Genomic DNA, 13,380 nt, shown 5'->3' with positions numbered 1-13,380 from the left:
TAAAAATATCAAAGCACATGGTTTTTGCTCTCAAAAAGAGAGTATGAGATCATAACTATTACCGTCGGTCAAATCTGATTTTTTTAACAAAATATTCACGATCTTGCCCTGATGGTCAAGGTTTTTATAATTACTTATCGGAAATAAAGGATAAATATAAAGAAGAATAAAATGACTCTGATTTAAATCATAAAGTATATTCGGACGCAGCAACTTACATTGAAAAAAATTCAAGGAATTATTTAATTCAGGTAAAATATCATTAGAAGGATTAACACCAAAAAGAGTTTTTGATGAGGATATATCACCATTTAAATATTCTTTATGTCAAAGATTCAAGCAAGATAAATTAAGGCCAAATATTAAAAAAGATGAACTTGAATCATTTAAGAAGTTTTAAAAAAATGCAAAAATGATTATTACAACAAATTACGATTCATTTATTGAAACACTTTTGTCATAACAAAATGTTGAACCTAAAATTTATATTGGCAATGAAGGTTTTTTTGATGATACTATTGGATGGAGTGAGTTATATAAGATACACGGAGATATAGAATTACCTAATTCAATAGTAATTAATAGTTATGATTATGAAAGATATGATAATAAATCTATACTCAAGATACTTCAAAGTGCATGTTTGAAAAACGATTATGTTGTTGAATTTAAATGTTTTTATATCTGACGGCTCAAGCATTTTGAAGTTCATTCGGTATATACTGATTAGCGCAAAAATATTATCAAGCATGATAAAAAGCTCGATAATTTTTATTGGATATTCATTAACAGATAGAAATGTAAAAAAACTACTGACTGATTTTTCTTCACAACTTCCGAAAGAAGACAAAAGAAAATCTGCTGAAAGAATTATTTTGATTGAGTTCAAAAAAGATGAAATGGATATTATAAAAACACATAGAACAGATGATAAATCACAAATAACGTATACATCTATAGAAACAGATAATTATAAAAAGATATATGATGAAATAAGTAATATAGATGAAGGGTTGCCGCCATATGATATTCTTAGATATCAAAGGGTAATAAAGCAACTTATACTAGAAGAAGGGGAAAAAGGAAATCTAGGTAGTCTATTAGTCACACCTTATGATTTGGATGAGTTAGAGAAACATGCCAATTCTGGTAAAAATTTAGTTGTTGCCTTAGGTGATAAACAACTTGTTTATATTAGAGTAAAAGAAATGTAATATTTAGAAGATTATATCTTTGAGAAAAATGAAATACCAAATAAATCGGCTCTTGAGTTTCTCATCGATTATCCTCCTCATGTCAGAACTCCTTTCTCCAAGTTAATAAAATCTTGTGATTTCCATAATATAAAAATATCAAAAAAAGAAATGAAAAAAATAGAAACAAGAATAACGGTACATGGAAAAATAGATGATTTATACCCGTCATCTTTCAAGTTGCCTCTTTGTTGGCTGCACTCACTCACCCCGGTCACATAGTTATCTATGCTCCCGGGGATTCGTTCCCTTGCCGTCGCGATGCATCTTGAAATCCATAGGGTATAGTTAAATCTGTCAATCTGGACAAAAAATATTCAAGGATTGGGTTTGGCTCAATTGAAGATATCAAAACCGAGAACTTATTAAAAAACAAAGAATTATTTGTTATAATAAAGAATATAAAATCAATAAGTAAAAATGAATTAAGGAAATATATCCAAGAAGAAGCCTTTCCATTATTTAAAAGAAATGGAAAGGATGATCATTTAAAATCAGACTTAAGAAAATTATTTTTAGCTTTTGATTTATTCATACATGGAGATGTAAGTTTAGATTTATTAAAACAAGGCGACCTAACTTCTCTTAATTAAAAGAAAAATTCTAACTATCAATTAGTGGGGGGCTTATTATCCCCACAAGAAAATATCTTTTTAATTCAGGCTATTGTTAGTCAAATTATTTTCTAGCCTTTCGCTCAATAAGCTGACTGTACATATCAAAATACCGACTAGGCCAAATTCCAGAGGGATGAATTTCGAGATAGTTAGCAATAATCCATTCGCCTTTAGGTCAAGGCCGACTGAGCGTATTGGCTAATGTAGATGTAGTGGTAATATCAAAACACCTTTCTGGGGTAATTTTTAGTTTAATAAACCTTCATCGCCGAACTTTTTAAGATTGTTCTACTGACAATATCTGCTTCCAAAGGTGTGCAGATGTACCACAATCTTGCTCTCCCTTTCAGGCTACGGGAGTTTTATTTCACCACCCGGTGGGTGATCCTTGCAAGCGATGGGATCTTTGTAGTAACAGGTTAATACGTTATCGATTAGATTTGTCGGGGCTAACTTTTGTTTGATGGTAAAAATAGCTTCATAAAAATTCACAATAATTACAATCTGTTGTGGTGTTTAAAACTATTGAAACGCATCAATTTGTGAGCCGAGGAAAGGTGAGATAATGATACAAATGGAAGAGGGAAAAATAGCGTACCAACCATCTAAACGTCAAGGTGTCTAGATGGTTGGTAAGTGGCTTATAATAGCTAGTAGTAGATCGGCTGTTGTATATTAGCTCACACCTATATTTGCCCACCTACCCCTTTAAACTTCTCAACAAATGCAGCAATTTTCTGGAAGACAGCCTGCTTTTTCGTTCTGTATTCTGGGTTAAGTGGACTTAACTTAGGTAGAGTGGAATTGAGCTCTGTGCCGTTTTCACTTGCATATTCTCGTTTTAATGATGCTGTAATATAGCGCTTAGCCGCCTCTTCGTTTAATTTCTCCGAGCTAATTAACTCTTCTGCTTCACGTTTTTGTTCAGCTTGAGCAAATTTGAAAAATTCATCAATAATACTGGCCTTGTCGATAATTTCGTCCAAGTTAGTTTGATTAATGAAATCAACAATTAAACTTTCTTTTGCTCGATTGCCAAGGCTGGAACGAATTAAACGGCGAACTTCATCAATTAATTCTGCCTTATTTTTATTCTTTTTATTGTTTTCAAAAATCAACTCAAGAATGTAATCTAAATTAATTTCCTGCGATTTGAGCAAGTCCACTTCAAAGACGACGTCATCCCAGTCAATAGTAGATTTATCTTTCTCGTTAGACGACTTTTCACGGCGTAACCAATCACGCGTATCATTATAGGTTGAGCGATAATCTTGAATAGTACGCTCAGTTGGCATCTCAATCGATTGCATCACGGCGATATCTTCATCACTCAGGTAATATTTAGCCTTAAATGCCTCAACAGCCTCCGGATTACTAATATCTACATGTTGTAGAGCCTTTAATCCTGCAAATTCATCATAGTTTTGCAGTACATTCTCCGCACGTAAATATTCACCAAATAGTTTGGCAAAATCCTTTTTATCTTGCTCTTTAATAATATCATCAGGATTAGGAAAGCGTCTTTGTAGCTCTGTCACTACCTCTAAAAATCCGCGACGTGCTTCGCCGGTGACTAAATCAGTAAAGCCTTCCATGTATTCTTTATAGCTTTTTTCCAGCACTACGTTTTTGGTGTTCTTATCACCAAATAAAGTGATGGCTTCAACTGTAGACTGTTCTAAATCACGGAAGGTGACGATATTGCCAAAGGTCTTCGTGGCGTCATAAATACGGTTAGTGCGTGAAAAAGCTTGCATTAGTCCGTGGTAACGCAGATTTTTATCGACAAATAAAGTATTCAATGTCGGCGCATCAAATCCTGTTAAGAACATGCCAACAACAATCAGTAAATCTACTTCTTGATTTTTCACTCGCTTAGCGAGGTCTTTATAGTAGTTTTGGAAACCTTTACTATCTACACCAAAATTCATTTTGAACGCTGCATTATAATCATTAATGGCCGCGCTTAAAAATTCTTTGGCACTGCTGTCCATTGCGGTGAGCTCAAAACTTTCATCAATAATCTCACCAATAGCATCTTGCTCTTCATTAGTGGCGAAAGAGAAGATAGTGGCAATATTAAGCGGTTTTTTATTTGCTTTATTTTCTTCAGTCTCTTTTTGTAAATTCTTGAACGCTTCATAATAAGCTTTGGCGGCATCCACGCTACTGACAGCAAACATAGCATTAAACCCCTTGCCACCGGCTTGGAGACGATGCGTTTTTTGCCTGAAGTTATTTAAAATATACTGGGAAATTTCACGAATACGAACAGGATGTAAAAAAGCTTGCTTGTTTTCTGCCGCTGTTAACTTTTTCTCGTCTTGTTCGGTTTCAATGGACTTAAACTGTGGTCTTACATCGTTATAATCAACTTTAAACTTCAATACTTTTTCATCACGAATGGCATCGGTAATCACATACGAATGTAATTCTCGGCCAAATACACTACTGGTGGTGTCTGCTCCTAAAGCATTTTGCGGGAAAATTGGCGTGCCCGTAAAACCAAATTGATAATACTTTTTAAATTTCTTCTTTAGGTTTTTTTGTGCTTCACCAAACTGGCTGCGGTGTGCCTCATCAAAAATAAACACTATTTGCTTATTGTATATTGGTAAATCGCTTTCACTTTTTATTAAGTTATTAAGTTTTTGAATGGTAGTAACAATAATTTTATTGTCATCTTTTTCAATATTCCGTTTTAGCCCTGCGGTACTCTCCGAACCATTAACGCTGTCAGGCGAAAAACGTTGATATTCTTTCATGGTCTGGTAATCCAGATCCTTACGATCGACCACAAAAAACACCTTATCGATAAAATCCAACTCAGTAGCCAAACGCGCCGCTTTGAAACTAGTTAAGGTTTTGCCCGACCCCGTGGTATGCCAAATGTAGCCACCACTTTCAGTATTACTCCAATTTTTAGCCTGATACGCACTTTTAATTTTCCACAAAATACGTTCAGTAGCCGCTATTTGATAGGGGCGCATCACTAATAAAGTATTGCTAACATCAAATACAGAATAATGAATTAACACATTCAGCAAGGTATTTTTCTGAAAAAATGTGGCTGTAAAATCTTTTAAGTCTTTAATCAGCGTATTATCAGATTTGGCCCAATTCATGGTGAAATCAAAACTGTTTTTATCACGCTTGGTAGTATTGGCAAAATAGCGCGTGTCTGTACCGTTTGAAATCACAAAAAGCTGTAAGTATTTAAACAGCGAGTTTTCTGTATTAAAGCTTTCTTTACTATAACGATGCACTTGGTTAAAGGCTTCACGGATAGCAACTCCGCGCTTTTTAAGCTCAACTTGTACTAATGGCAGGCCATTAACCAAAATGGTTACATCGTATCGATTCGCTTGCGCCCCTGTTTGCTTGAATTGCTTAATGACTTGTACTTTATTACGGGCAATGTTTTTCTTATCCACGAGATAGATGTTCTCAATATGCCCATCATCAAAAACAAAGTCGTAGATATAATCGTTATGAATCTTACGAGTTTTGTCTATGCTGTTATCATTGGGCTTATCTAAGTATTGCTCAATAAAGCGTTGCCACTCACTTTCTGAAAAATTAACATTATTCAGTATCTGCAATTGCTCACGCACATTAGCCAGCATTTTTTGGGGCGTGTTTAAGTCAGTAACATATTCATAACCTTGGTTGACTAAATCGTCGATCAATTCCCGTTCTAAATTATCTTCGCTTTGATAGGTTTCATTTAGCTGCAATTCCTTAGTGTATTTATCAAGTACGATAAAGTTATTTGATTCAGCAACAGTTTTGTATTCGTACATACTTCACCTATAAATTCGATTCACTCTAGTCTTCTGCCTGTTGGAAGCGGTACATAGTGTTAATTTCATTAACCAGATAGCGCAAAACACGCTTGTCATCTTCCGTAAGCTCAGCGACCTCTTCACCTGCATGTTTTGAATGACTAGAGATATTAATAATCCTGGCTTCATAAGGGTTAGGTCTGCCATCATCGGTTTTTGGCAATAAATCACCCCACTTTTTATAGCCAAGAAAAGTAGAGGTTTTTTCTAATATATTTCTTAAAAAGTTGAAGTGATATTTGCTCAATTGACCGCTTTCGATGGCTTTTTCGAGTTCTGACTTCAGATAAAGATGATATGAAAATGGTGAATCATTAGGTTGGATTGCTAGCTGATATGTGCCATCTTCATGCTTTGTCAGCCTATATTTCTCAAACCACTTCTTTTTATAGCTTTTATCATCACTGTTTAGCTCATTGTGTAGCACATTATAGAAAAGAGGGTTATGTGTCGTGATGATGAATTTAACGGTAGACTCGTTAGATTTAATAAGTTGCGCAAGATGTACTGCCAACTCAATCAAATGGTTTTCATCTAACGAGCTCACAGGATCATCAATAAAGACGCATTGCAATTGATTAAACTGATCTGTTTCTCGCTCACTGGGTTCAGCAACATTTAGCACGCTTATTACTTGCTCAATCAGTGTGTAAAACATACTCCAGATAAAGTTGCTTTCTTCGCCTTTTGATATTTTAACATTTTCAGTTGGTGCTTCATTACCACGTTCGAAAGAAAATGTGACCTCCGAACTATTTTCGCTAAAATGTGGAGTTAATTTTTCATCCGTATAGCGTTGAAAGTTAGCAATGATATTCCGATCTTGCCCTTGGTCTTTCAGCACCCAGTCTGTAAATGAATTCGGCTGGATTTTGAGTTTAGGCTCGGTATTCTCAGATAAGTCGTTATCCCAGTAAAACAAGTCTTCGGTAAAGGCGTTGTAATACAAAAAATTAGTACGCGTCAATGATAGTTCTTCATTGTTGCTACTTTCATCATTATCATTTTTAGGAGCAACAAGCTGTTTAAATTCCCGCGAAAGCCGGGTTTTACCCGTACCATTAAAGGCATAGATCAACTGCACTTTCTTGTTGGCATCTTTTAGCTGCTGTGCTATTTCCGTTAGCGTTTTGCTCATATTACGCCGCTACCTCTGGCTTGGGGAAACTCAACAGCAGATCGCGATAATATTCGTATTGCTTTTGACGTAGTTCAATTTCACGAGGCAAACCTTCGCTAATGGAGTTAGTTAAAGCGTCGAATTTATCTAAGGTAGAGACGATACGAGCTTGCTCGGCTAGTGATGGAATAGGAACAAGAATTTTTTCTAGATCACTCTTTGAGACCCTACGAACCTTTGTTCCGGTAATATACTTTCTTTTCTGCGCCTGAAAAGCTTCCGTTTGAAAATAGTAGGCTAAATATTTAACGTTTTGTTCGTTCCTGAACAACATCATATCGCCAGAAATAGCAACTTGACCGCCCAGCCATGCCAGTGGTTTCACAACATCCTCATCATTTTCGGAAGTTGTTGCAAGCAGAAGGTCATTCTCATTAGCTTTTCTCAATTTTTTAGCTAAATTTTCAGATACATAAGTGAAAGTTATATCAGATGATAGGCCATATCTGGTGTAGATTTGCCCATAATGTATAGCTGGAAATCCATTTTCAATGAAATCTTTTTTTTGCATTCCATTGCCACGAATAAATTCACCAATTTCCCCCAAAGTCTTCCACTCCACCTCACTTTCTTCAAAGCTTAACAATTGGTCGCGATAGTAGTTGTATTGTTTTTTGCGAGCTGTAAGCTCAGCGGTAAGCTTAGCGGTAAGCTCGGTAAAGGTGTCCAAAATGCGGACGATTTCAGTTTGGAATACAAGCGATTTTTCTAGTTTTTCAGGATATGGAATAGGGATTTGGATTTTCGCCATATCAGATGCAGAAACATCAATAACTTTTGCTCCTTTTGCATATTTCCTTTTTTCATTTGCAAATTCGGTTGTTTGAGTGAAATAAGCAAAATATTTCCCTAAGATAATTGGGCTTGGTTTGAAAATTGTGGCATGCCCCCCGGTAACTGCTTGTTGCTCGCCCAGATAAACCAGAGCCTTACCAACGTCTTCAAGGTTTTCACTTGTGTTTGTGATTACAACATCACCTGTATTAACCTTCCTTAATTTTTTGGCCAGCTCAGGAGAAACAAATGATTTAGTTTTTGTCGTAGACAAACCGTAATAAGTATAAATTTGTCCATAGTGAATTGCAGGCACACCGGTTTCGGTAAAATCTTTTTTTTGTAATCCATTACCACGAACTAACTCACCAATTTCTCCCAAGGCCATCCATTCGACCTCAGCGCATTCAAGCAATTTCTCCATAAAACTCATATTGCTCATGCCTCACTCTCCGTGCCTTCAATCTCAGCAACAATGGCATCAATATCTACCCGTAGCTGGTCGATTTTTTTAACGGTAGTCTTTAGTTCGGCATTGAGTTTTGTAATATCAATTACTTCGCGGTTATCTTTAACTTCGACATAGCTACTCACCGATAGGTTGTAATCGTTAGCGGCGATGGCTTCAAAACTGACTGATTTTGCCAAATGTTCAATATCAGCTTTGCTATCAAACACCTGCATAATTTGTTCGATATGATTGTCGGTAAGTATGTTGTTATTGGTTTCTTTTTTAAACAGAGTGCTTGCATCAATAAACTGGGTGGTGGTTTCGGTTTTGTGTTTAGACAGCACAAGAATGTTTACAGCAATGGTCGTGCCAAAAAATAGGTTAGGTGCCAATGAGATCACGGTTTCAACATAGTTGTTATCTACCAGATATTGGCGGATCTTTTGCTCAGCTCCACCACGGTAAAAAATACCCGGAAAGCAAACAATTGCCGCGCGGCCTTTGCTGGATAAGTAACTCAATGCGTGCAGTACAAAGGCAAAGTCGGCTTTGGACTTCGGCGCTAATACGCCAGCGGGAGCAAAGCGGTCATCATTGATCAGTGTTGGATCATCACTGCCAATCCATTTCACCGAATACGGTGGATTAGAGACGATGGCATCGAACGGTTTGTCATCACCAAAATGCGGTTCGGTTAAGGTATTGCCCAACATAATATTAAACTTGTCGTAATTAATGTTGTGTAAAAACATATTCATACGCGCAAGGTTATAGGTGGTATGGTTAATCTCCTGACCAAAGAAACCGTCTTCAATAATGTGGGCATCGAAGTGTTTTTTGGCTTGTAATAGCAGTGAGCCAGAACCAGCGGCTGGATCATAGATTTTATTCACGCTGGTTTGCCCATGCATGGCGAGCTGAGCGATTAGCCTGGAAACGTGTTGTGGTGTAAAAAATTCACCACCTGATTTACCCGCATTAGCAGCGTAGTTAGAGATTAAAAACTCGTAAGCATCACCAAACAAGTCGATTTTGTTACTTTCAAAGTGACCAAATTTAAGCCCTGCCACGCCTTTTAAGACTGCGGCTAAGCGGGTGTTTTTATCTTTAACTGTATTACCTAAACGGTTACTGGTGGTGTCAAAATCGGCAAAAAGACCCTTAATCTCGGCTTCAGATGGGTAGCCGTTGGCTGAGCTTTCAATAGCGACGAAAATGGAATTTAAATCTTTGTTTAAATTATCATTTTTATTAGCATTTTCGGCAATATTAACAAACAGCTGGCTTGGGTAAATAAAATAGCCTTTGGTTTTAATAGCGTCATCTTTAATATCGTCAGTGATAACATCATCTGGAAGCTCGGCATAGTTAATGCTTTCATCACCGCCTTCAATGTAGTTTGCAAAGTTTTCACTTATAAAGCGATAAAACAGCGTACCTAGTACGTACTGTTTGAAATCCCAGCCATCCACCGAACCTCTCACATCGTTAGCAATTTGCCAGATTTGACGCTGTAGTTCGGCGCGTTGTTGGGTACTTGTCATTGTGAAACTCCACTTTTAATACGTTTTTGAATGGCCATCGGCCCATAATCATCCCAGTATTATAACGAGTAAAGACGTTCTAATCATTTTGAATCGCTACAAGTTTAGTCGTCATCTCTGGGGCATTTTGGACTGCTTCCAACCTGATAGACAATCCACTTTTTTATATTTCTTTGAAAAATGCCTACATTAAGAAAAAATTACTCTTCTGGCAGGTTATTTCAGCGGATTTTACTCGACTTCTGGAGAACAAGGAGAGCCTAATTCTTTGTATTTACTAGATTTATGGGCTTTGCTAGACGATGAGAGAGGTTGATATGGCGCGCCCTACAGGATTCGAACCTGTGACCTACGGCTTAGAAGGCCGTTGCTCTATCCAGCTGAGCTAAGGGCGCATCTTGAGAGATGAGCTGCATCAGTAGTGCTCTGATGCGGGGAGAGATTATACGGTGACAACTCCTTGAGTCAATGGCTTTTCTACTTATAAATCTTCATCTGGCTATTTTCTGATTATCAATAAAACTGACAGCACGTTCATGTTCTGACAAAATAGGTAGTATCCCAATGTTTGATTTATGGATTTATTCGTACATGCCAGCAAAAATTATTGACGGGAAAACGATTGCGCAGACAATCAGAAGTGAAGTCGCAGTGCGTGTTCAACAACGTGTTGCTGCGGGAAGACGTGCTCCTGGTCTTGCCGTTGTTTTAGTCGGCGAAAATCCGGCTTCTCAAATTTATGTCGCAAGCAAACGCCGTGCCTGTGAGGAAGTCGGGTTTGTTTCCCGTTCCTATGACCTGCCAGATACCACCAGTGAAGCCGAGTTGTTGAATCTTATCGATCAGCTTAATAATGATTCAGAAATTGATGGTATTTTGGTTCAGCTCCCTTTACCTGCCGGTATTGATAATGTCAAAGTTCTGGAGCGTATCCAGCCTGATAAGGATGTTGATGGCTTCCATCCCTATAATATTGGTCGTTTGTGTCAACGCGCTCCAAAGCTGCGTCCCTGTACTCCGCGCGGTATCGCAACGTTGCTTGAGCGTTGTGGAATCAATACTTATGGGCTGAATGCCGTCATTATCGGTGCTTCAAATATTGTTGGTCGCCCAATGAGCCTGGAGTTGTTATTGGCTGGCTGTACCACCACGGTGACTCATCGCTTTACTAAAGATTTACGCCACCATGTGGAGCACGCAGATTTGCTCATTGTGGCTGTTGGTAAACCAAACTTTATCCCTGGTGAATGGATTAAACCTGGCGCTATTGTTATTGATGTCGGAATTAATCGTCTGGAAGATGGAAAAGTCATCGGCGATGTTGATTTTGAAACCGCGTCAGAGCGTGCAAGCTGGATCTCTCCGGTTCCAGGGGGGGTTGGCCCAATGACAGTCGCGACACTTATCCAGAATACCTTGCAAGCCTGCGAGGAATACCATGATGTGGAAAAAATTGAAGGTTGTTAATGGAAATTTTTTATTTAGAAGGCCATCCTCATGTGGCGCTGTGTGATCTGTTAAAGTTTCAAGGGTGGAGCGAAAGCGGCGCTAGCGCTAAAGCGGTTATTGCTGAAGGTCTGGTTGAAGTAAACGGTCAGATAGAAACCCGTAAACGTTACAAAGCTATAACCGGGCAGGTTGTTACCTTTGATGGTAAATCTGTTCACATTAAAGAATGATTAAAACGGGCTCCCTTAAAAATGAAGGGAGCCGTAGATTGCGGGTAAAGTATTCGCTTTTTGGTTGGGATTGACCGAAAAAGTGTTTAATCGGTAATGGTTGGAAAGTGAGTTAAAGCACGATTAAGCTTGATTTAGGGACTTATACCCAATGGATTTCAAGATGCATCACGACGGCAAGGGAACGAATCCCCGGGAGCATAGATAACTATGTGACCGGGGTGAGCGAGTGCAGCCAACAAAGAGGCAACTTGAAAGATGACGGGTATATAGGTTGAATACCTTTGGATTAAATCCGATAGGTTATTGTTGTTAGTTAACCGAAGTATCTGTAGTTAAAAAGTACCTCGATGAAAAATAATGAAAATGTAAAAAGGTTATAATGGTAAATAAGAATTAAACCTTAAACCTTAAACCTTAAACTTAATGTACAAGTTAATCTCTGTTAAATGTGAAAAGCACTAATAAGTAGAAAAGGTTTTTTATATCGGAGATAAACGGGATGATGAAAAATATTTTAGCTTCGATATTAGCTTGAATAAACGGATGACCAAAATGGATATTTTTATTAACCTAAGTTGATTTTACTGGAAATTTTTATTTTACCCCGTAATTCTCTATTTATCTTGTCCACGATTATAGGTTTAAGCTGTAGGTAACCAACCTTAGTATAAGCGTGGTTTTAATCATCCAGTTTGACATTCGAGCTTTCTCATAGTGTTCTGTGCAGGTGGTATTTAGGTATTAAAAGGTCACTTATCAAATGGTATAAAATTTTAACCCTGTTTAGTGAATATGCAGTATTTAAGGTGTTGTGCGCTTTTAATACAATACTTATTGAAAAATGTGTAATCTGATGATAATTTAAACTTAATATGCTGATTTTAATGATAAAACAAACCAGTGGAGTAGATAGTTTGGAATTAAATCAAGTAATTAAAGCGCTTAATGAATCTGGTAACAACTGGACCGTAGAGCAAATCGGTGAATGTCTGGCAATGACTAACGAAGACGGAATTAAGGCTCATCTGGCTATTTGTGGAAGGCAAATTACAGTGGAAGCATTACTGTTTTCGGAAGAGAATGTTTTAGATCCTGCCGCCTTAAATCAGTTTATTTTAGAAACGCATAAGATGATTCCTCTGACTTCAGTTGGAATAACTAAAGTAGATGGTCAATCTTACTATACCGCTTTTGGTTCATTGTCATCAGAATCAAAACAAGAAAGCGTTGTCATCGAAGTCTCTACGTTGTTTGCCAACATCACTGAACTTCTTGATGCGTATTCTGAGTTCCTAAAATAACAATATAGAGGCAAATATTAATGAACGTGTGGAAAAAGCTTTTTAAGGCAATCAAAGGAACGGTAAATAACGCGGCAGAAGCTGTTGCTGATGGCAATGCTCTGACGATCCTTGATCAGGAAATTCGAGAAGCAAAAGCAGAAATCCGACGTGCGGATGAAAGCCTGGTTAGCATTATTGCTAAACGAAAAATGGCAGAGAAAAAGGTTGCGGATATCAAAAGCAGTATCTCAGAGTACGAGGGTTATGCTCGCTCTGCCGCAGGTAAAGGTGATAATGGGCTTGCTCTGGAGTGTGCTCAGAAAGTTGCGACCTTGCGTGACGAACAGGAAAAAGAACAAGGGTTGTTTGAATCGTTCCAGAAGGCTGAAACGATGCACCGACACAATGTACAAGAGGCGAAAAAGAAGGTGTCTCAGCTTGAGAACCAAGTTGATTTGGTTAAGGCAACTGAACAGGTGCAGAAAGCCCAAGCAGCGACTCACAGTTCTGTCGTTGGCGCTTCTTCAAAAACATCTACCGCCCTTGATTCTCTTGAGCGTATCAAGTCACGTCAGGCTGAGAAAGCGGCTCAGTTCGAGGCTCAGCAGGAGCTCCACGATAGTATGACTTCTAGCGATCTGGATAAAAAGCTTAAAGAGGCTGGCATAACTTCAAGTTCTATGTCTGCAGAAGATGAACTTGCTCGTATCCTTGGCAAGTAAATACCCAGTTGTTAAATCAAGATCCTGCT

11 protein-coding genes, 1 tRNA gene and 1 pseudogene are annotated in these 13,380 nt (G+C 37.9%); 6 read left to right on the top strand and 7 right to left on the bottom strand.

The genetic code is table 11. The features are described 5' to 3' along the window. Window positions 1–481: 481 nt before the first annotated feature. Window positions 482–688: an SIR2 family protein gene (locus ACGF49_RS18785; RefSeq protein ID WP_387492253.1), complete on the top strand. Its 207-nt coding sequence runs from the start codon at window positions 482–484 to the stop codon at window positions 686–688. Next, window positions 657–1,214 carry a hypothetical protein gene (locus tag ACGF49_RS18780; protein WP_387492248.1) on the top strand — a complete coding sequence of 186 codons (558 nt, stop codon included), beginning with the start codon at window positions 657–659 and terminating at the stop codon, window positions 1,212–1,214. Before ACGF49_RS18785 ends, ACGF49_RS18780 begins: the two co-directional genes overlap by 32 nt. 77 nt (window positions 1,215–1,291) lie before the next feature. Here the strand turns inward: ACGF49_RS18780 and ACGF49_RS18775 are convergent, their stop codons facing one another. The 7 genes and pseudogenes from ACGF49_RS18775 to ACGF49_RS18745 all read right to left on the bottom strand — a co-directional run bounded on the left by ACGF49_RS18775 (window position 1,292) and on the right by ACGF49_RS18745 (window position 10,059). Continuing rightward, entirely contained in the window at window positions 1,292–1,471 is a 180-nt protein-coding gene (locus ACGF49_RS18775) for a hypothetical protein (RefSeq protein ID WP_387492245.1), read from the bottom strand. A gap of 460 nt (window positions 1,472–1,931) precedes the next feature. Then, a pseudogene (locus tag ACGF49_RS18770) lies at window positions 1,932–2,084 on the bottom strand (helix-turn-helix domain-containing protein); the annotation flags it as partial. A gap of 472 nt (window positions 2,085–2,556) precedes the next feature. Beyond that, complete coding sequence (locus tag ACGF49_RS18765) at window positions 2,557–5,673, bottom strand: type I restriction endonuclease subunit R (protein WP_262978190.1); 3,117 nt, start codon at window positions 5,671–5,673, stop codon at window positions 2,557–2,559. A gap of 25 nt (window positions 5,674–5,698) precedes the next feature. After that, complete coding sequence (locus ACGF49_RS18760) at window positions 5,699–6,853, bottom strand: AAA family ATPase (RefSeq protein ID WP_262978189.1); 1,155 nt, start codon at window positions 6,851–6,853, stop codon at window positions 5,699–5,701. Between the two features lies 1 nt (window position 6,854). Further along, entirely contained in the window at window positions 6,855–8,111 is a 1,257-nt protein-coding gene (locus ACGF49_RS18755) for a restriction endonuclease subunit S (RefSeq protein ID WP_387492242.1), read from the bottom strand. Further along, the gene (locus ACGF49_RS18750) at window positions 8,108–9,664 is read right to left on the bottom strand and encodes a type I restriction-modification system subunit M (protein WP_387492239.1); all 1,557 of its coding nucleotides are present in this window, start codon (window positions 9,662–9,664) and stop codon (window positions 8,108–8,110) included. The genes ACGF49_RS18755 and ACGF49_RS18750 overlap by 4 nt, the downstream gene beginning before the upstream one ends. Window positions 9,665–9,982: 318 nt before the next feature. Then, a tRNA-Arg gene (locus ACGF49_RS18745) sits at window positions 9,983–10,059 on the bottom strand. Between the two features lie 196 nt (window positions 10,060–10,255). Here ACGF49_RS18745 and folD point away from each other — a divergent pair. From folD to ACGF49_RS18725, 4 genes are all read left to right on the top strand, one after another. Then, window positions 10,256–11,131, top strand: a complete 876-nt coding sequence (folD, locus tag ACGF49_RS18740; RefSeq protein ID WP_113043821.1) for a bifunctional methylenetetrahydrofolate dehydrogenase/methenyltetrahydrofolate cyclohydrolase FolD — start codon at window positions 10,256–10,258, stop codon at window positions 11,129–11,131. Then, entirely contained in the window at window positions 11,131–11,343 is a 213-nt protein-coding gene (gene ybcJ / locus ACGF49_RS18735; RefSeq protein WP_113043822.1) for a ribosome-associated protein YbcJ, read from the top strand. Before folD ends, ybcJ begins: the two co-directional genes overlap by 1 nt. Before the next feature lie 887 nt (window positions 11,344–12,230). Continuing rightward, window positions 12,231–12,647: a DUF2170 family protein gene (locus tag ACGF49_RS18730; RefSeq protein WP_191214888.1), complete on the top strand. Its 417-nt coding sequence runs from the start codon at window positions 12,231–12,233 to the stop codon at window positions 12,645–12,647. Between the two features lie 20 nt (window positions 12,648–12,667). Then, window positions 12,668–13,351, top strand: coding sequence for a PspA/IM30 family protein (locus ACGF49_RS18725; protein WP_113043823.1), 684 nt, complete (start codon window positions 12,668–12,670; stop codon window positions 13,349–13,351). Window positions 13,352–13,380: the final 29 nt, after the last annotated feature.

The organism is Photorhabdus sp. RM96S (genome assembly GCF_042879335.1).
In the GTDB taxonomy this organism is placed as follows: domain Bacteria; phylum Pseudomonadota; class Gammaproteobacteria; order Enterobacterales; family Enterobacteriaceae; genus Photorhabdus; species Photorhabdus kayaii.
The sequence above is the reverse complement of the archived record's forward strand: the minus strand, read 5'-3'. Positions and strand labels throughout refer to the sequence as shown.